Here is a 17,767-nt window from a genome sequence, read left to right on the forward strand (position 1 = left end):
CGCACAGCGCTGTAGTCAGGAGTTCGTAAATGGGTGACGCACAAGGCTTCCTGAAGCACACCAGCCGGGAACTGCCCAAGCGCCGTCCGGTTCCGCTTCGCTTGATGGACTGGAAAGAGGTCTACGAGGAGAAGTTCTCCCACGAGACCCTGCAGCGCCAGGCCAGCCGTTGCATGGACTGCGGTATTCCGTTCTGCCACAACGGCTGCCCGCTGGGTAACTTGATTCCCGAGTGGAACGACCTGGTGTACAAGGGTTCCTGGAAGGAATCCTTCGAGCGGCTGCACGCGACCAACAACTTCCCGGAGTTCACCGGCCGCCTGTGCCCGGCTCCGTGCGAGGCGTCCTGCGTGCTGGGCATCAACCAGGATCCGGTGACCATCAAGCAGGTCGAGGTCGAGATCATCGAGAACGGTTTCGACGAGGGCTGGGTGACCCCGGTCTACCCGACCCGCCTCACCGGCAAGCGCGTCGCCGTGGTCGGTTCCGGACCTGCCGGTCTGGCCGCCGCCCAGCAGCTGACCCGCGCGGGCCACACCGTGACCGTGTTCGAGCGCGACGACCGCATCGGCGGCCTGCTGCGCTACGGCATCCCGGAATTCAAGATGGAGAAGCGTTTCATCGACCGCCGGCTGGCGCAGATGGAGGGCGAGGGCACCATCTTCAAGACCGGCGTGAACGTGGGCGTGGACATCACCGCCGAGCAGCTGCGCGCGCAGTTCGACGCGGTGGTGCTGGCCGGTGGTGCGACCATCGCCCGTGACCTGCCCATCCCGGGCCGCGATCTGGACGGCATCCACCAGGCCATGGAGTTCCTGCCGCTGGCCAACCGGGTGCAGCTGGGCGACCCGATCACCGACGAGGACGGCCTGCCGCGCATCAACGCGCGCGGCAAGAAGGTCATCATCATCGGCGGCGGCGACACCGGCGCGGACTGCCTGGGCACCTCGCACCGTCAGGGCGCGGAGTCGGTCCACCAGTTCGAGATCATGCCGCGTCCGCCGGAGGAGCGCGCCTCCTCCACCCCGTGGCCGACCTACCCGCTCATGTACCGCGTCTCCTCGGCTCATGAGGAGGGCGGCGAGCGCGTGTTCTCCGTCAACACCGAGCGTTTCCTCGGCGAGGACGGCAAGGTCACCGGGCTGCAGGCGCACGAGGTGAAGATGGTCAACGGCCGCTTCGAGAAGGTCGAGGGCACCGACTTCACCCTCGAGGCCGATCTGGTGCTGCTGGCCATGGGCTTCGTCGGCCCGCAGAAGCACGGCCTGCTCGAGGGTCTGGGCGTGGGCTACGACCAGCGCGGCAATGTCATGCGCGACAAGGATTGGGCCACCACGGTTCCCGGCGTCTTCGTCGCCGGTGACATGGGCCGCGGCCAGTCGCTGATCGTGTGGGCCATCGCCGAGGGCCGCGCCGCGGCCGCCGCGGTGGACAAGTACCTGGAGGGTGAGACGGCGCTGCCGTCCCCGATCACCCCGACCATGGTCGCCCAGCGCTGAGTCGAGAAAGCTGAAAAAGCACCCCGGACTTCGGTTCCGGGGTGCTTTTTTCATGCCGAAATCGCATGTGAAATGTGTACTAGTCAGTAGTTTCGAGCAATTTTCGCAAACCCTGGACGAGAGACCAGTTACACCTGTTTACTTACTCCCCGTGTGGAATCCGCCTCCGAGTCGCCCGCAGCGCTCGGTAAGCCTGGATCGGTCCCGGAACGCCATCGGGACGCTTGGAGGAGAAGTATGTTCCGTAATCGCCGCGCGGCCGCGATCGTCAGTGCCGCCGCAATGGTTTCCGCCGGCCTGAGCGTCATCACCCTGGAAAGCTCGGCCGCCTCGGCCGCGACCTGCAGCCAGACCTCGCACGCCGAGAAGCGGGACGCCAGCACGGTCGGCATCACCATGACCTACGACAAGTCGGTCAACGGCGATTCGATCGGCGTCGGCACCACCGCGACCTACAAGATCGTCGTCGGCACCACCGGCATCGGCAACCCGTACGTCAACACCATCACCGACTTCCCGCCGTCCGGATTCGGCACCCCGTTGAGCGCCAGCGTCACCGCCTACCACCTGGGCACCGGCCAGCGCACCGAGGCCGTCACTCCGGAGCCCAACGCCGGCGGCTGGAAGGTGACCAGCACCGGCTGGTTCGTGAACTCCGGCAACCCGGTCACCTACACCGTCACCTACCGGGTGCCCACCAACCTCTCCGGTGGTCAGCAGGTCACCAGCGGCGGCGTCGGCGTCGCGGGCACCGTCGGCGTCAGCAACGAGCTGCCGAATCTGACCGCGTGCTTCACCGCCCGGCCGAACACCGTCGGCGAGTCCGCCCTGGGCAGCCTGAACAACAACGGCCTCGGCTCCTCGGACGGTCAGACCAGCTCGACCGGTTCGATCAGCGACATCATCGCGGACGCGATCAAGAAGTACATCGGCAGCTGATCCCGACCGGGCCGATTCGTCGACAGGAATGCTCGTACCGATGCGCATACGTAAGTCACCGGCACTCACCGCGATCGCGGGCCTGGCGTTGTCGCTGGCCCTCTCGTCGTCGCCGGGGGCCATCGGTACGGCCGTGGCCGCGCCCGCGGATAACGCGGGCGCGCATCTGGTTTCGATCGATCGGCCCGGACAGCGGCAGGAGGAGTTCCAGATCTATTCGGCCGCCATGGATCGGGTGATTCCGATCCAGGTGCTCACCGCCGCGGACAACAGCGTGCCGCGGCCGACGTTGTATCTGCTGAATGGCGCGGGCGGCGGCGAGGATTCGGCCACCTGGTATCGGCAGACCGATGTCGTGCAATTCTTCTCCGACAAGAACGTGAATGTGGTATCGCCGGTCGGCGGTAAATTCTCGTATTACACCGACTGGCAACAGGACGACCCGGCCCTGGGCCGTCAGAAATGGGAGACGTTCCTTTCCGCGGAGCTGCCGCCCATTATCGACAAGGCACTCGGCGCCTCCGGCGTGAACGCGATCGCCGGGGTTTCCATGTCCGCGACCTCCGCGCTGAATCTGGCCATCGCCGCGCCCGATCGCTATCGCGCCGTGGCGGCCTACAGCGGCTGCGCCTCCACCGCGGACGCCAACAGCCGCAAGTACATCCAGATGGTGCTGGACCGCGGCAACGCCGACGCCGCGAACATGTGGGGTGCGGTCGGCGACCCGGACTGGGCCCGCCACGACGCGGTGCTCAATGCCGAGGCCCTGCGCGGGAAGGCGCTGTTCATCTCGAGCTCGACCGGACTGCCCGGTCCGCTGGACACCCTGGACTCGCCGTCGATCGCCGGTCGCCCGGCCACGCTGGCCAATCAGATCATCCTGGGCGGTCTGATCGAGGCCGCGACCAACGGGTGCACGCACGCGCTCGCCGATCGCCTGGGCACACTGGGCATTCCGGCGCAGATCGAGTTCCGGCCCTCGGGCACGCATTCGTGGCGCTACTGGGAGGACGCGCTGCACCGCTCCTGGCCGCTGCTGGAGGCGGCGTTGCAGGGTTGACCTGTGCCGCCGTGGATTTGATCGATCGGGCCGGAAATCGGACGTGTTCGCGAACTCGCCTGGCAGAGCTGCAAAGGCCCCTTTATGCTTGTCGGCTGTGTCGCCGATCTCGTCACGCGGTCTGTTTCGGCCAAGTCATACGGGGCGGTTACTCGGGTTAACCCGAAGTGCACCGGACTGTCATCCGGCGACCGCACCATGATCGGGAATCGGGACGGGCAAGATGTCCCGGCACAAAGCGTGAACTGGAGCAGTATGCGGTTGAAGAATGTTGTCGCGGCTGCGGGGGCAGCAGCGAGCGTGCTCATGACGGGAATCGTGCTGGGCAGCGGGCCTGTTACAGCCGACCCCGGAGCCGGGTGCCCGACCCTCTATACGGTGGCCGTCCCGGGCACGTGGGAGACCGGTCACGACAAGGATCCCAAGCCCGGCATGCTGTCCGGGGTAACCAATGGTTTGCCTGGCGAGGTCGACTACGTCACCTACGCGGCGACGGCCTTCCCGTGGGAGGGCGACGTCTACGCGGCCTCCAAGAAGGAAGCCGTCGATAACGCCCGCGGTCTGGTCGCGGCCATGGGCGCGCGCTGCCCGGGCACCAAGATCGCCATCACCGGCTACAGCCAGGGCGCGGACGCGGCCGGCGATCTGGCCGCCGAGATCGGCACGGGCCACGGTGTGGTGCCGCCGGATCGCGTCGCGGCCGTGGCGCTGATCTCCGATCCGAGCCGTTCGCCCTCCGATGCCCAGGTCGGCCCGATCGCGCCCGGCGCGGGTGCGGGCGGGGCGCGCGTGGGCGGCTTCGGCTGGGTCAGTGACAAGGTGCGCACCGTGTGCGCCATCGGCGATCTGTACTGCTCCACCGAGCAGACCGACTTCGTCACCCGCTTCGCCGGTTTCCTGGCCCAGGCCAGCAACCCGAACAACTTCAACCCCTGGCAGACCCAGCTCCAGCTCGGGTCGATCATCAACGATCTGATGGCCCAGGGCGGTCTGCCGACGCTGCAGGCCCAGCTGGCCGAGGGCGCCGACAGCGAGTACGCCCACCAGCTCGAGCAGTTCTACCGCAGCGGCACGCACACCAGCTACGGCAGCTACGGGGTCGGTGGCGGTCAGACCGCCATCACGTGGATGCACGGCTGGATCATGCAGAACGCGTAAGGTTCGATTGAACGAAAAGGCCGCTCCCGCAATGGGAGCGGCCTTTCTCGTATCGGCCGGGCCTCAGAGCTTCGGTCGTTGCGTGCGCGGCAGCAGATCCCAGACGTGCCCGTTCTCGTTGACGGTGGCCACGGTGCGGCTGCCGGTGCGCGAGTGCAGGATTCGGGTGATCGAGCAGTAGTCGATGGGGAAGGTGAGCGGGCGGGCCAGGCCCAGCACGTCCTGCAGCAGCACGTTGATGACGCCGCCGTGCGCGAAGACGACCACCGTCTCGGTGTGGTCGGCGGCCGCGACGATGCCCGAGATGCTCTCGCGCACACGGGCGATGAAGGCCGCGCCGTCGATCTGCTCAGGTAGATACCCGGCCTTGATGCGCTCGTAGGTCTCGCGGAATTCCTGCTGGGCGTCCTCGATCGGGATGTAGATCGGCAGGTCGCGATCGTATTCGGCGAGCCCGTCGAGGATGTCGACGTCCAGCCCGAGCTTCTCCGCGGTGGGCCGGGCGGTCTCGCGGGCCCGCAACTGCGGGCTGCTGACCACCCGCGCGATGCGGTGCGGGGCGAGCGCGGCCGGAACCCGGCCCGCCTGTTCGACACCGGTGGGTGTGAGATCCGGGTCGGCCGGGCCGGAGGAACCCAGCAATCGTTCGGGCTGGGCATGGCGGACGAGGATCAACTGCACATCCCCACTCTGCCGTACCCCGCCCTCGATTCGATGGCCGGGTGGCGCCGGTTACTGCCGCTTGCGGCGGTTGGTCATGAGGTAGACGATGCCGAGCACCAGCGCGATGATACCGATGCAGCAGACCGCCGCGAAGATCCAGAAGCTGCCGCCGCGCCGGCGGCTGCTGCGCTTGGCCGCCGAGTTCTCCAGTGCGGCGGTCCAGGTGTCCGGGTTGGTCCAGACGTGGTGGTCAAGCAGGGTCGACTGGGTCATCAGATCCAGGTAGTGCATGGGAAACCCCCGATCGGTCCGGTATGCCCGTCGCCGGGCCGAATCTCAGATTAACCGCAGATCCGGTCCCGGCAATCAGGGTTTTCCCCGGTCCTGCCGAGAATCACGCATTGCGCGGTTTCACCAAGGGGAACGGCAGGGTTTCGCGGATGCTGCGGCCGATCAGCAGCATGACCACCCGGTCCACGCCGACGCCGAGGCCGCCGGTGGGCGGCATGGCGTGCTCGAGGGCCTGCAGGAAGTCCTCGTCGAGTTCCATGGCCTCCGGATCGCCGCCCGCGGCCAGCATGGACTGTTCGGTGAGGCGGCGGCGCTGCTCCACCGGATCGGTCAATTCGCTGTAGGCGGTGGCCAATTCGACGCCCCAGGCCACCAGATCCCAGCGCTCGGTGACGCCGGGGATGTGGCGGTGGGCCCGGGTGAGCGGGGAGACGGAGGTGGGGAAGTCGATGTAGAAGGTGGGCTCCTGGGTGGCCGATTCCACCAGGTGCTCGTACATCTCGAGCACGAGTTGCCCGGCGTCCCAGCCCAATTGGAAGGGCACGCCCGCCTTCTCGCAGAGCAGCCGCAGCCGTTCGGCGTCGGTCTGGGGGGTGATGGTCTCGCCGATGGCGTCGGAGACGGCCCCGTGCACGGTCTTGACCGGCCAGTCGCCGGAGATGTCGACCTCGGTGAGCGCGCCGTCGTCGCCGGGCCGCAGCGCGACCATCTTGCCGTTGGCGGCGAGGGCGGCCTCCTGGATGAGCTGGCGGCAGGCGTGCATCATGCGCTCGTAATCGCTGTGCGCCTCATAGGCTTCCAGGATGGTGAACTCGGGATTGTGGCTGTAGTCCACGCCCTCGTTGCGGAAGACGCGGCCGAGTTCGAAGACCTTCTCCATGCCGCCCACGCACAGCCGCTTGAGGTACAGCTCGGGAGCGATGCGCAGGTACAGGTCGAGGTCGTAGGCGTTGATGTGGGTGGTGAACGGGGTGGCGTTGGCGCCGCCGTGCACCTGCTGCAGCACCGGGGTCTCGACCTCCAGGAAGCCCCAGCCGTGCAGGGTGTCGCGCAGTGAGCGCACCACGGCGCTGCGCTTGGCCATCACCTCGCGGACGTCGGCGTTGATGGCCATGTCGACGTAGCGTTGCCGCACTCGGGCTTCCGGATCGGACAGGCCCTTCCACTTGTCCGGCAGCGGGTGCAGGCACTTGCCGATCATTCGCCAGTCCTGCGCCAGCAGTGACAGTTCGCCGCGGCGGCTGCGGCCGATCTGCCCGCTCACCTCGATGAGGTCGCCGAGGTCGAAGTATTCGGTGAAGGCCTGGCTCCGCTCGGGGCCGACGCGGCCGCGGTCGATGAGCAGCTGGATGTCGCCGGACCAGTCGCGCAGCACGGCGAAGATGACGCCGCCGTAGTCGCGAATCCGCAAGAGCCGCCCGCAGACTCGCACGGTGGTGCCCTGCGGGCAGTTGCGCGCGGCGGCCACGGTGTGGGTGGGCGGGTAGGCGACCGGATAGGCCTCGACGCCGGATTCCTGCAGTTTGGCCAGCTTGTCCATGCGCACCCGGACCTGTTCGGGGCGGCGCGGGCCGTTCTCCTCGAGGTCCTCGGGCGGCAGGTCGGGTGCGCTGCCGTCGGCGTGCAGCCCGGTCATGGTGGGCGGCACCGACGGTCGCAGACCGGTGTGCGCGGAGGCGTCGGGATCGCGGCCGAGGCGGGGCAGGAAGCCCTCGGCCAGCGCACTGGCCACGGCCACCCGCAGCAGGTGGCGGCGCTCCTCGAAGAGCGAGAACCGCGGCACCCATTCGGGCTGGTACTTCACGTTGGAGCGGTAGAGCGCCTCGAGCTGGTACCAGCGCGAGAAGAACATGAGCACGCCGCGCCACATGCGCAGCACCGGGCCCGCGCCGATGCGGCCGCCCTCCTCGAAGACCGCGCGGAAGACCGCGAAGTTCAACGAGATTCGGGTGATGCCGTACTGCTCGGAGTTCAGGGCCAGCCGCGAGATCATGAGTTCCATCAGCCCGTTGGGGCCGGTGCGGTCGCGGCGCATGAGGTCCAGCGAGACGCCGGTGCGGCCCCACGGGACCAGCGACAGCATGCCGAGCACGGCCCCGTTCGGGGCGACGGCCTCGACCAGCAGGCAGTCGCCGTCGAGCGGATCGCCGAGCCGGTCCAGCGCCATGGAGAAGCCGCGTTCGGTCTCGGTGTCGCGCCAGGCGGCGGCGCGGCGCATGACGTCCTGCATCTCCTCGGCCGAGATCTCCTTGTGCCGCCGCACGCGAACGGTGATGCCCTGCTTGCTGAGTCGGTTGGCGGCCTGCCGGACCTGCTTCATGTCCGGCCCGGCCAGGGAGAAGCTGCGGGTCTCGAGAATCGCCTCGTCGCCCAGGCGCAGCGCGGAGAGCCCGGCCCGGCGGTAGGCGGTGGCGCCGAGCTCGCTCGCGCCCATTACGGCCGGGGCCCAACCGTATTGGTCGGCCAGCTCCAGCCAGGCGTCGATGGCCTGCCCCCAGGCCTCCTTGCAGCCGATGGGATCGCCCGAGGCCAGGCAGACGCCGAGTTCCACGCGGTAGGTGACGGCGGCCTTGCCGCTGGGGGCGAAGACGACCGCCTTGTCGCGGCGGGTGGCGAAGTAGCCCAGCGAATCCTCGACATCGGAGCGTTCCAGCAGCCCGCGCAGCGCGGATTCGTCGAGTCCGGTGAGCGCGTTGGAGGAGCGCTGCGAACGGAACAGCGTGATCACCGCGGCCAGCAGCGCGATGGCGCCGAACAGGCCGAGCAGCAGGTTCACCGGATGCGGCGGATGCCCGTCGAAGTCCTCGTTGGACACCAGGATCGCGCCGGTCACCCGGGACACCGCCCACAGCGCGCGTTCGGTGTGATCGGGCAGGGTGCCGGGGAACAGTTCGACCAGTCCCCAGCCGACCAGGCAGCCCAGCGCGAGCCCGCCCGCCAGCACGCCCAGCGCCCGCCACACCGCGCCGCTCTGCACGTGGGTGTAGAACTCCGACCAGGAGGCGATGAGCACGCCGATCACCACGACGTGGATGATCATCGCGACCAGCGCGTTGACATCGCCCTCGGCGGCGAAATCCAGGGCGTTGGCGAGCGTGTAGGCGGCCATGTAGCCGACCAGCAGCCACCAGGCGATGCGTTTGCGGCTGGCGGTCGCGCCCGCGAGCAGGCCCACGACCAGCGCCCACACCAGCGAGGTGTCGGGGGCGTCGAAGTAGTAGGTGTCGATGAAGCGACGTAGGTGCGAGGTCAGGAAGCGTAGGCCGGGGGAGATGCTCCAGGCGAAGCAGAGGACCGAGAACACGCCGAGCGCGGTGCCGGCGATGTGCGGGACCTCGCGCAATCGGCCGTGCCCGCGGTGCGGCACCTCCGGTGACCGCGGCTCCGGCCTCTGGTCGGAGTCGTGGTGCGGCCGGTCCTGCGTCGAAGTCACCGCATCAGTGTGAATGTTGCCCGTGCCCATGTGCACTCAGAACCCGCTTCGTGTCTCGTGGCCGCCCGGTCGGCGCGGCATGTGGGGGCGGGGTTTGGTCTCGCGGCGGCCGCGGGTAAGGATGTACCCCATGTCGGATCCAGTCGATGTCCCGATCGAGGACGATGTCATTCGACTCGGCCAGTTCCTGAAGCTGGCGAACCTCATCGATTCCGGTTCGGAAGCCAAGACGGTTATCGCCCAGGGCCTGGTACGTGTCAACGACGAGGTGGAGCTGCGCCGCGGGCGGCAGCTACACGCCGGGGATGTGGTGGCGTTGGCCGGGCACAAGGCACGGGTCACCAGCGGCTGAAGGCACACGGTTTCCCATTCTCGGGGTTCGGGGCCCGCAGCCGCTGAGAACTTCCCGGGAGTTGGCTCAGGCCTCGGTGCGAACGACGACACCGTCGTGGTCGCTGTAGAGCATGTCGCCGGGAACGAAGCTGACGCCGCCGAATTCGACGACGACGTCGCGCTCGGCGTTCCCCTCCTGCTGGGTGCTCTTGCGCGGGTTGGTGCCCAGCGCCTTGATGCCGATGTCCATGGTGCGCAGCATGGCGGAGTCGCGCACCGCGCCGTTGATGACGACGCCGGACCAGCCGTTGTCCACGCCGCGGCCCGCGATGATGTCGCCGACCAGCGCGGTGTGCACGCTGCCGCCGCCGTCCACGACCAGCACCCGGCCCTCGCCGGGCTCACCGAGGGTCTGCTTGACCAGCAGGTTGTCCTGGAAGGTCTTGATGGTCACGATGCGGCCGGAAAACGCCTGGCGGCCGCCGAACTGAATGAACTGGGTGTCGCAGCTGCGGATCTCGGGGCCGATCTCGTCGGCCAGGTCGGCAGTGGCGATGGTATCTGCGGATTCGGTCACGTGATCTATCTTGTCAGGGCGAAAATCCGCAAGTCACGGGCGGTGCGGTTGCGGTAGGCGGTGTACGCCTCGGTGGTTTCCTCGAAGCGCTCGAAGATCGCCCGCTTGCGCTCCTCGTCGGTGACCAGGGTGGCGGTGACCGGAATGTGTTGCCCGGCAATGGCGACCTCGGCGGCCGGATTCGCGAGCAGGTTCCCGGTCCACGCGGGATGGTGCGCCTGGCCGAAATTGGAGCCGATGACGTAGAGCGTGTCCCCGTCGTGGACGTAGAGCAGCGGGGTGGTGCGCGGCTCCCCGGACTTGCGCCCGACGGTGGTGAGCAGGATGACGGGCGCGCCGATCGGGCCGAGCACGGTGTACTTGCCGGCGGTGCGCTCGAGCACCTTGCGGTCCAGCGGGGTCAGCTTGCGGATGACCAGCGAGCCGAGCTTGGTGGCGGCGAACGGACTGGCCAGGCGGGACAGGAAATTGGTGCGGGAACCCCAGATCCGTTCCGGAAACTGCTCACTCATACCGCGACTCTAGTGGTCCGCGATGCGCTCCGCGCTTGCTCGGCGATCTACTCACAAGAGCGAATCAACCGAGCAGTCGGATTCGCGGGCGCATACTGGCGGCACCCGGGGAGTCCAGGTCGGGGGAGGCAATGAAGGTGGAACCGGCGATCGACTCGGGTGCCGTCGACGAGACCCGCACCCTGCTGGCGTCGGCGATCGCGCGCTTCACGGCCGCCTGGGAGGCGGCCGGCGCACCGCCGCGATTGACCGAATTCCTGCCGCGCGCACCGGAATTGCGGCGGCTGACGCTCATCGAGCTGATCAAGGTGGATCTGGAGTACCGCTGGATCCGCTACGACTTCCCCAAGCGCCTGGCCGAATACCGCGCCGAATTCGACGAATTGCGTTCCGGGCCCCTGCCGCCGGACCTGGCCTACGAGGAGTTCCACGCGCTGCGCCGCTCCGGCGTCGCCCTCGACGTCAGCTGCTATCCGACCGAGGCCGCCGCCACCGAATTCGCCGACTGGGCCGAACGCGACTACCGCAGCACCCTGCTGGCCCGGCCGCAGGCCCAGCACGCGCTGGAGGGCATCGAGGTCGGCGATCGGGTGGACGATTTCGATCTGCTGGTGGAACTGGGCAGCGGCGCGTTCGCCCGGGTGTTCCTGGCCCGGCAGCGGTCCATGCAGCGCCTGGTCGCGGTGAAGATCTCGCAGAACCACGGCACCGAATCCGAGACCCTGGCCCAGCTGGACCACGAGCACATCGTGCGCGTCTTCGATCAGCGGCTGCTGGCCGAGCGGGAGCTGAAACTGCTCTACATGCAGTACCTTCCGGGCGGCACGCTGTCGAAGGTGCTGGCGCTGGTGCGTTCTCGTCCGGCCGAGGAGCGGGACGGCGGGCTGCTGCTGGAGGCGGTCGATTCGGCCATGCGCGACAAGGGCGGCCTGGTGCCCGGCGAATCGCCCGCCCGCGCCGCCATGCCGGAACGCAGCTGGCCCGAGACGGTGGCCTGGCTGGGCGCGCGGCTGGCCCGCGCCCTCGACTACGCCGCCGACAACGGCGTCCTGCACCGGGATATCAAGCCCGCCAATGTCCTGCTCACCGCCGACGGCAGCCCGAAGCTCGCGGATTTCAACATCAGTTTCAGCCTGCACGTGGCGGGCACCAGCCCGCTGGCCTATTTCGGCGGCTCGCTCGCGTACATGTCGCCCGAACAGCTGGCGGCCTGTCATCCCCAATTGCCCCGCACCGCCGAGGATCTGGACGGGCGCAGCGATATCTACGCACTCGGCGTGGTGCTGTGGGAACTGCTCACCGGCCGCCGTCCCTTCGACGACGAGAACCGCGCGGGCGATTCGGAGTCCTCGCTGGAGCGCATGCTGCGGCTGCGCAGCCACGCCATCGAGCCGCGCTTCACCGCGGAGCTGCCGCCCGACTGCCCGGCCACGCTGCGGCGCGTCCTGCTGAAATGCCTTGCGCCCGACCGCGAGGACCGCTGGCCCACCGGTGCGGCGCTGGCCCAGCAGCTGGAGCTGTGCCTGGATCAGCGCGCCCGCGACCTGGTCGATCCGCCCGCCAACAGCTGGCGGGCCCGGGTCGGCCCGTGGTCGCTGCTGGCGCTGATCACGCTGGCCACCTTCCTCGGCGACCTGCTCGGCATGGCCTATGTGAACCTGCACAATCACGGACTGTGGGCGCTCTGGTTCTCGCCGGGGGAGCGGTTGCGGCTGCAGGTGATCGGAAATGTCCTGGCGCTGACCGCGACTCCGGCGGCCGTCGCGGTCACCAACTACCTGTGCAGACGCGCGTTCATCGTGTGGCGCGGCCTGCGGCGTGGCCGGGTCTACGATCCGGTGGCGCTGTCCCGCGCCCGCCGGGACACGCTGATCGACGGCGACCGGGTGGCCATGGTTGCCTTCGCCTGGTGGGTACTCGCCGCTGCGGTATCGGCCATCGGCCTAGTGGTGTTCACCGGCCTGCCGCCGGGGCATCTCGTGAATCTCGTAGCGACAATGCTGGTTTCGGGGGCGATCTCGGTCGCCTACCCGTTCTTCGTGGTGACCTTCTTCGTGGTGCGGTGCTTCTATCCGCGGCTGCTCACCCACGGTGAGACCGCGCGGGATCGGGATGCGCTGCGCGCCCTGAGCCGGCGCTGCACGCGTTATCTCGCGGTGGCGGTGGCGATTCCGCTGGTGGGGGTGATCTCCAGCCTGATCTTTCTGAACGCCGAAGAGGTTTCGCTGGTCCTGATTCCGATCTACGGTCTCTGCGTCCTGGGCGTGCTGGGTTTCCTCGGTGACTATTGGCTGTTCCGCCAGACCGAGGCGGATCTGCGCGCGTTCGAGCGAGCGGTCTCGAAATAATCAGGCGCTCAAGGGAGGAAGACCCAGCCGAAGATCGTCAGCCACATCAGGCCCACCGCTAGCCCGGCGATGGCGAAACCCTTGTCCTCGCGGCGCTCCGCGTCGACGGTCAGCGCCACCAATCCGAGGATCACGGCGGGCACCGCGGTCAGGCCGCAGATGAAGCCGAACACCGCGAGCACGAACGCGGTGATCCCCATCCCCTTGGAGCGCGGCGCGGCGGGCGTGTAGTACGACGGATACCCGGGCAAACCGGCGCGCTGCCATGGCAATCCGGTCATGACCACATCGAGTTCCGCACAGGTCCGTGAGTTCAGGGCCCGGCCTATTCGCTCCGACAGCTCCTCGACGGTGAGCCGCCCGGCCCGAAAATTCTGGTTCAGCGTCTCGATCGCGCGGTCCCGATCGGCGTCACTCGCGAGGAAATACCCGCCCGCCCAGTGTGGTTCCATCTGGTTCTCCATCGAACCCGAAGCCGAATAACTCTGGAATCGAGCGTATTCCTCCGCCCCGCCGCCGAACTCGAATCGAGACAGGGGACACACGAATCAGGCGCGGCCGTGGCGCTGTTCGTAGGCGGCGCGGTCGGCGGCCTCGCGGGCGCGGCGATCGGCATCGGCCAGTGCGGGATCGAAGCCGTGCTTGATGAGCTTGTTGCGGCGGAAGACGTAGGTGAGCGCGACCGTGAAATAGATCAGCGGCAGATACAGCAGCGCCATCATGGCCAGGCCCATCCAGAGCGGCCCGGGAATCAACAGGAACAGACAAAGCACCGGAATGATCGGAATCAGAATCCGCAGCAGATAGCGGCGAGTAGCGCCGGGACCGGTCAGATCGTTCAGCACCCAGTCCGACATCGACGGCGGAAGCGTTCGGCCGCAGATGTAGCCGAGTCGCTGCGGCGGAGTCGGAGTGGTGCGTTCGGGCATGTGCCCAGGATCCCCGGTGGGGGAGTGCGGAACAACCGCGGGGGGTCGGCGGCTTTGGCGACCCCGGGTGATCAGGCGTTGGCGGTGTGGAATTCGGCGACCTGGGTGACCAGGTTGTGGGTCGAGCTCTTCACCGCGAGTTTCACGAAGGGCTCGATGGTCTTGCCGAGGATCTTGCCCGCGAGGCCGCCCGGCACCCGGTAGTCGACGATGGCGTCGATGGTGCAGGCTTCCTCGCCCTTGTCGTGGAAGAGGAAGGTGGATTCGATCTCGAATCCCTTGATGGACTTCACCGCGATGGCGTAGCCGGGCTCGTGCCGCACGATCTTGATGGTGGAGTGCAGCGTGATCGGGCCGAGCTGAATGGTGCCGTCGAAGGTGGCGTCCACGCCCTCGACCTGTTCGGTCAGCGGGGTGAAGGCGCTGATCTCATTGATGAACTTGGGCAGGTGCCGGTAATCGTTGACATAGGCGAAGGCCGATTCGGCCGAGGCGGCGCAGTCCGCGACGATCTTGACTTCGGTCATGCGGGCCACAGTAACTTGTTGCAGTTTGACCCGCAGATCTTGTGATGCACGCCATCTATCACGCGGTGACGGCCAGTGTTCCGGCCAGCCCGAACACCAGCGCCATCACCAGCACCTCCACGATCGCGCGCCGCAGCGAGGCGTCGGCGTCCATGCGGTGATCGGCGACCTTCGGCACCCAGGTGCGCCGCCACCACCACCCCATGGCCAGCAGCACGCACACCAGCACCGTCTTCGCCACCAGGATGCGCCCGTAGCCGCTGGTCAGCAGCGGCGTCAGCCCGCCGATCCGGATCAGCCCGTTGATCACCCCGGTGACGGTCACCGTGATCACCAGCGGCAGCGCCCAATTCGAATACCGCGGCAGCAGCACCGCCCACTCGCCCCGGGTGCGCACGGTCAGCGCCAGCGCCAGCAGCATCCCGAACCAGGCCGCGGCGGCCAGCGCGTGCACCGCCGCCAGCACCGAGCCCAGCGTCTGCTGCGACATGTGCCCGGTGATCGGCCGCAGCGCCAGCGTGACGGCCGTGAACACCAGCACCAGATCCGCGGTGACGCGCTCCGGATTCCGGAAACCGAAGGCGCTGTACACCGCGACCGCGCCGCTGCCAACGAGCAGCGCGATACCGATCTGCCCGCCGCTCACGTGCGTGAGGTAGTCGCCGAACTGCGCGGCGCTCAGCTGCCGCGCCGGAATCCCCTGCACCTCGGCGGCTTCCAGCACCAGCACGGCGAATTCCATTGCCGCCCAGACCGCGGCGATGATGGTGAGCAGCCGCCAGCGCGGGCTCAGCCGGTCCGACAGCCGCGGCAGCGCGGCCAGCCCGAGCACGGTCGCGCCCGCGCAGTCGGCCAGCACCCGCACCGGCGCCTCGGCCTGGACCGGATCGCCGGAGGCGAGCAGCCAGGCCAGCGCCGCACCGTCCCAGGCGACCGGGATGACCAGCAGCAGTAGCCATTTCGGAGATTTGCTACCGGTCATCGCGCGGCCGCGGCGATCGGTGCGGTCGGGCCGATTCACGGACGCTTCTTACCCCGTCCGCCGAACAGGGCGAAGGCCAGGCCGCCGCCGAACAGCACGATCGCGCCCACGACGAACACCCACAGCGGGACGCCGCCGTCGTCGGAGCCGCCGGACTTGGCGGTCGAGTCGGACTTGGGTCCGGGAGTTCCATTGCCGGGCTTGGTGAGTGTGAAGGTGCGCTTGCCGCTGACGGGGTGGCCGTCGGCGGAGGTGACGCGGTAGGCGATGGTGTACTCGCCGACCGGGCCCAGCTCGCCGACCTCGATGCTGATGGTCGGCCCGTCCACCTTCGGCTGCCCCTTGGACCAGAGGTTCTTGTCCGGCCCGGTGACCGTCATGGACGGGTAGGCGGGCTGCAGGTTCTCGTTGAAGGTGATGCTCACCGTGCCGGGCGAGGCGTCGATCTGCGCGCCGTTGTCCGGGCTGGATCCGATGGGCGCGGAGTGCGCGTTCGCGACACCGCCGCCCAGCAGCGCGAATCCGGTGACCAGCAGGCCGGTCACCAGACCGGCCAGCAGCTTGCGGCTCATGACTTCCGTCCCCGCAGGACGCTGCCCAGGCCGAGGGCCGCACCCAGCGCGCCCAGCGCCAGGCCGATGCCGCCGAGCCAGCGGGCGGTGTCGTCGGTGCCCTTGTCGCTCTTGTCCGCGTCGGCGGCGACCGCGTCGTCATCGCCGCCGGTGCTCTTGGCCAGGGTGAGCGTGGGCGCGGGGTGCTCGGGCTCGGAGCCGTCGCCGTTCATCGGCTGGTTCCACTCGACGACCTTGCCGTCGCTGTAGGTCTGGGTGGCGTTGAAGCTGACCTTCGCCTGGCTGGGCAGCTTGCCCATCGAGACGGCGAAGCGCTGGAACTGCCCGGGTGCGATGCCCGCGTTGCCGGGATCGGCGGTCCAGGTGACCGAGACGAACTCGTTCTGGGCGTTCTTCTCGAGCTTGGCGGTCCAGCCCGGGATCGGCTCGGTGCGCGCGCTCTTCAGATTCGGCAGGGCGATGGTGAGTTTGGTGGTGGCGGCGGTGTCGGACTCGTCCGGCACCCGGAAGGTGGCGACGGCATAGCCGCCCTGGGTGGCGCCGGGGGCGTCCACGACCACGTGCGCGGACGCGACGCCCGCGCCGGCCAGCAGCAGGCCGGAGGCGGCGGCGGACGTGACGAGGGCACGCGAAAGAGAGGTGTTCATGACGGGATTGCCTTCTCTGACAATGGTTACGGGGAGTTAGGGGGGCGGGGTTACGCCGTAACCGGTGGCGCGCGTGGTCCGCTCGCGCCCAGTGCGAGAAGGGTTTTCGGGGTCGGGGTCGAGCGCGGTCGGCGCGGATACGCGGCCCGCGTCGCTGCGGCTCGGGGCCGGGAGGACACCACCCGGACCGTCCGCGAGATCAGTCCGTACAGCCGCTCGGCGATCAGGATCAGGAAGGCGCAGCCCACCGCCGCGATCGTGTGCGCGGCCACCATCGGGCCGTGGTCCGCGAATTCCATTGCGTGCGCGGCATGTCCGTGTTGCACCAGCCCGCTCAGGGCGAGATGGCACAGCGGCTGGCCCGCCACCATGAGGACGGGCAGGGCGGCGCGCGGCCGGAGGGCGGCGGCCAGCGCGCCCAGCGCGGCCGTCACCAGCACCAGCATCATCAGCCCCGAGGAGCCGGGATAGCCGCCGCCCGCGAACCCGTGCGCGCCGACCCCCAGGGCCGCCAGGGCGACTCCCGCGAGTCCGCCGCGCATCGGGTTCATGGGTTGCTCAGTTCACTTCACGCCGAGGCGCGCGAGCACGTCGGCCTCGAGGCCGGAGAGCTCGTTGGAGATGGAGGCATGCACGGCGCGGCGGCGCTGCACCGGCATCTGGGCCGCGGTGCGCACGGCCGCGGACAGGCTGTCCAGGCGGTCGCGGCTCGCGGTCACGAACTTCTTGGTCTCGGCGTCGGAGTGCTTCGCCTCGATCTCGGCGAGCGTGGATTCCGCGCTCGCGATGCGGGCCTGCAGCTTCGCGCCGGGGCCCGCGAACTCGCCGAGCTGATCGAGCCCGACGCCCAGCTGCTGGGCGCGACGATTGTCGAGCTGCCCGCGCACGAAGGTCGCGCCGCGGTAGGCCAGCGGCGCCAGCACCGGCACCAGGATGCGCGCCACGCCCAGGTACTTGCGGATCGAGGCGGCGCTGAACGGATCCCGTTCGGCGCGGGCGGCCAGCTTGTTGGCCGCCTTCTCCTCGGCCTGCAGCTTGGCGATCTCCGCCTTCGCGACCTGCTTCTGCGTGCGCATCTCGGCGCGATTCCTCTTGCGCTCGTTGCGCGCCCCGAGCTTGGCCTCGATACCGGCCTTGTGCTTGAGGGCTTTCGCCTCGGCCCGGCGGCTGACCCGCTTCTTGCGCTTGCCGAACAACCCCATAGATGGCCTCCGTCATGCTGGTTCGCCATGGCAGCACAGGGCCGGGGGAATTGCCTGTCCGCCCATGAAACACAGTTTGCGAATCACCCTAACGG

General features: G+C 68.6%; 19 protein-coding genes. 6 read left to right on the forward strand and 13 right to left on the reverse strand.

The window, feature by feature from the left end:
* The first annotated feature begins 29 nt into the window (after window positions 1-29).
* From ACAM49_RS00355 to ACAM49_RS00370, 4 genes are all read left to right on the forward strand, one after another.
* Window positions 30-1,499 (forward strand): glutamate synthase subunit beta, encoded by a 1,470-nt coding sequence (locus ACAM49_RS00355; RefSeq protein ID WP_369633409.1) that lies wholly within the window; start codon window positions 30-32, stop codon window positions 1,497-1,499.
* Between the two features lie 237 nt (window positions 1,500-1,736).
* The gene (locus ACAM49_RS00360) at window positions 1,737-2,438 is read left to right on the forward strand and encodes a hypothetical protein (protein ID WP_369633410.1); all 702 of its coding nucleotides are present in this window, start codon (window positions 1,737-1,739) and stop codon (window positions 2,436-2,438) included.
* A gap of 40 nt (window positions 2,439-2,478) precedes the next feature.
* Window positions 2,479-3,498 carry an alpha/beta hydrolase gene (locus tag ACAM49_RS00365; RefSeq protein ID WP_369633411.1) on the forward strand — a complete coding sequence of 340 codons (1,020 nt, stop codon included), beginning with the start codon at window positions 2,479-2,481 and terminating at the stop codon, window positions 3,496-3,498.
* Between the two features lie 306 nt (window positions 3,499-3,804).
* The gene (locus tag ACAM49_RS00370) at window positions 3,805-4,656 is read left to right on the forward strand and encodes a cutinase family protein (protein ID WP_369633412.1); all 852 of its coding nucleotides are present in this window, start codon (window positions 3,805-3,807) and stop codon (window positions 4,654-4,656) included.
* Window positions 4,657-4,719: 63 nt separating this feature from the next.
* On the opposite strand, the gene ACAM49_RS00375 is transcribed toward ACAM49_RS00370, so the two are convergent.
* The 3 genes from ACAM49_RS00375 to lysX form a co-directional block, all read right to left on the reverse strand.
* Complete coding sequence (locus tag ACAM49_RS00375) at window positions 4,720-5,337, reverse strand: histidine phosphatase family protein (RefSeq protein ID WP_369633413.1); 618 nt, start codon at window positions 5,335-5,337, stop codon at window positions 4,720-4,722.
* 51 nt (window positions 5,338-5,388) lie between these two features.
* Window positions 5,389-5,610 carry a hypothetical protein gene (locus tag ACAM49_RS00380; protein WP_369633414.1) on the reverse strand — a complete coding sequence of 74 codons (222 nt, stop codon included), beginning with the start codon at window positions 5,608-5,610 and terminating at the stop codon, window positions 5,389-5,391.
* A gap of 103 nt (window positions 5,611-5,713) precedes the next feature.
* Complete coding sequence (lysX, locus tag ACAM49_RS00385) at window positions 5,714-8,977, reverse strand: bifunctional lysylphosphatidylglycerol synthetase/lysine--tRNA ligase LysX (protein ID WP_369633469.1); 3,264 nt, start codon at window positions 8,975-8,977, stop codon at window positions 5,714-5,716.
* A 196-nt stretch (window positions 8,978-9,173) separates the two neighbouring features.
* On the opposite strand from lysX, the gene ACAM49_RS00390 reads away from it, so the two are divergent.
* Complete coding sequence (locus tag ACAM49_RS00390) at window positions 9,174-9,395, forward strand: RNA-binding S4 domain-containing protein (protein WP_040802261.1); 222 nt, start codon at window positions 9,174-9,176, stop codon at window positions 9,393-9,395.
* Between the two features lie 66 nt (window positions 9,396-9,461).
* Here ACAM49_RS00390 and rraA read toward each other — a convergent pair whose 3' ends face one another.
* Both rraA and ACAM49_RS00400 read right to left on the reverse strand, forming a co-directional pair.
* The gene (gene rraA / locus ACAM49_RS00395) at window positions 9,462-9,953 is read right to left on the reverse strand and encodes a ribonuclease E activity regulator RraA (protein WP_369633415.1); all 492 of its coding nucleotides are present in this window, start codon (window positions 9,951-9,953) and stop codon (window positions 9,462-9,464) included.
* Between the two features lie 5 nt (window positions 9,954-9,958).
* A complete protein-coding gene (locus ACAM49_RS00400) occupies window positions 9,959-10,465 on the reverse strand; it encodes a nitroreductase/quinone reductase family protein (RefSeq protein WP_369633416.1) in 507 nt (168 codons plus the stop codon).
* Between the two features lie 131 nt (window positions 10,466-10,596).
* On the opposite strand from ACAM49_RS00400, the gene ACAM49_RS00405 reads away from it, so the two are divergent.
* Window positions 10,597-12,813 (forward strand): serine/threonine-protein kinase, encoded by a 2,217-nt coding sequence (locus ACAM49_RS00405; protein ID WP_369633417.1) that lies wholly within the window; start codon window positions 10,597-10,599, stop codon window positions 12,811-12,813.
* An 8-nt stretch (window positions 12,814-12,821) separates the two neighbouring features.
* On the opposite strand, the gene ACAM49_RS00410 is transcribed toward ACAM49_RS00405, so the two are convergent.
* From ACAM49_RS00410 to ACAM49_RS00445, 8 genes are all read right to left on the reverse strand, one after another.
* The gene (locus tag ACAM49_RS00410; protein WP_369633418.1) at window positions 12,822-13,265 is read right to left on the reverse strand and encodes a DUF1707 and DUF4190 domain-containing protein; all 444 of its coding nucleotides are present in this window, start codon (window positions 13,263-13,265) and stop codon (window positions 12,822-12,824) included.
* A 96-nt stretch (window positions 13,266-13,361) separates the two neighbouring features.
* Entirely contained in the window at window positions 13,362-13,742 is a 381-nt protein-coding gene (locus tag ACAM49_RS00415) for a DUF5313 family protein (RefSeq protein ID WP_369633419.1), read from the reverse strand.
* A gap of 71 nt (window positions 13,743-13,813) precedes the next feature.
* Window positions 13,814-14,269 carry an SRPBCC family protein gene (locus ACAM49_RS00420; RefSeq protein ID WP_369633420.1) on the reverse strand — a complete coding sequence of 152 codons (456 nt, stop codon included), beginning with the start codon at window positions 14,267-14,269 and terminating at the stop codon, window positions 13,814-13,816.
* A gap of 58 nt (window positions 14,270-14,327) precedes the next feature.
* Complete coding sequence (locus ACAM49_RS00425; RefSeq protein WP_369633421.1) at window positions 14,328-15,290, reverse strand: copper resistance D family protein; 963 nt, start codon at window positions 15,288-15,290, stop codon at window positions 14,328-14,330.
* Window positions 15,287-15,823, reverse strand: coding sequence for a copper resistance protein CopC (locus tag ACAM49_RS00430; RefSeq protein ID WP_369633422.1), 537 nt, complete (start codon window positions 15,821-15,823; stop codon window positions 15,287-15,289). The genes ACAM49_RS00425 and ACAM49_RS00430 overlap by 4 nt, the downstream gene beginning before the upstream one ends.
* Window positions 15,820-16,470 (reverse strand): YcnI family protein, encoded by a 651-nt coding sequence (locus ACAM49_RS00435; protein WP_369633423.1) that lies wholly within the window; start codon window positions 16,468-16,470, stop codon window positions 15,820-15,822. The genes ACAM49_RS00430 and ACAM49_RS00435 overlap by 4 nt, the downstream gene beginning before the upstream one ends.
* 50 nt (window positions 16,471-16,520) lie before the next feature.
* The gene (locus tag ACAM49_RS00440) at window positions 16,521-17,021 is read right to left on the reverse strand and encodes a hypothetical protein (RefSeq protein WP_369633424.1); all 501 of its coding nucleotides are present in this window, start codon (window positions 17,019-17,021) and stop codon (window positions 16,521-16,523) included.
* A 12-nt stretch (window positions 17,022-17,033) separates the two neighbouring features.
* Window positions 17,034-17,672 (reverse strand): DUF6474 family protein, encoded by a 639-nt coding sequence (locus tag ACAM49_RS00445; RefSeq protein WP_369633425.1) that lies wholly within the window; start codon window positions 17,670-17,672, stop codon window positions 17,034-17,036.
* Window positions 17,673-17,767 lie beyond the last annotated feature (95 nt).

The sequence above is a fragment of the Nocardia sp. JMUB6875 genome (genome assembly GCF_041154655.1).
GTDB lineage: Bacteria > Actinomycetota > Actinomycetes > Mycobacteriales > Mycobacteriaceae > Nocardia.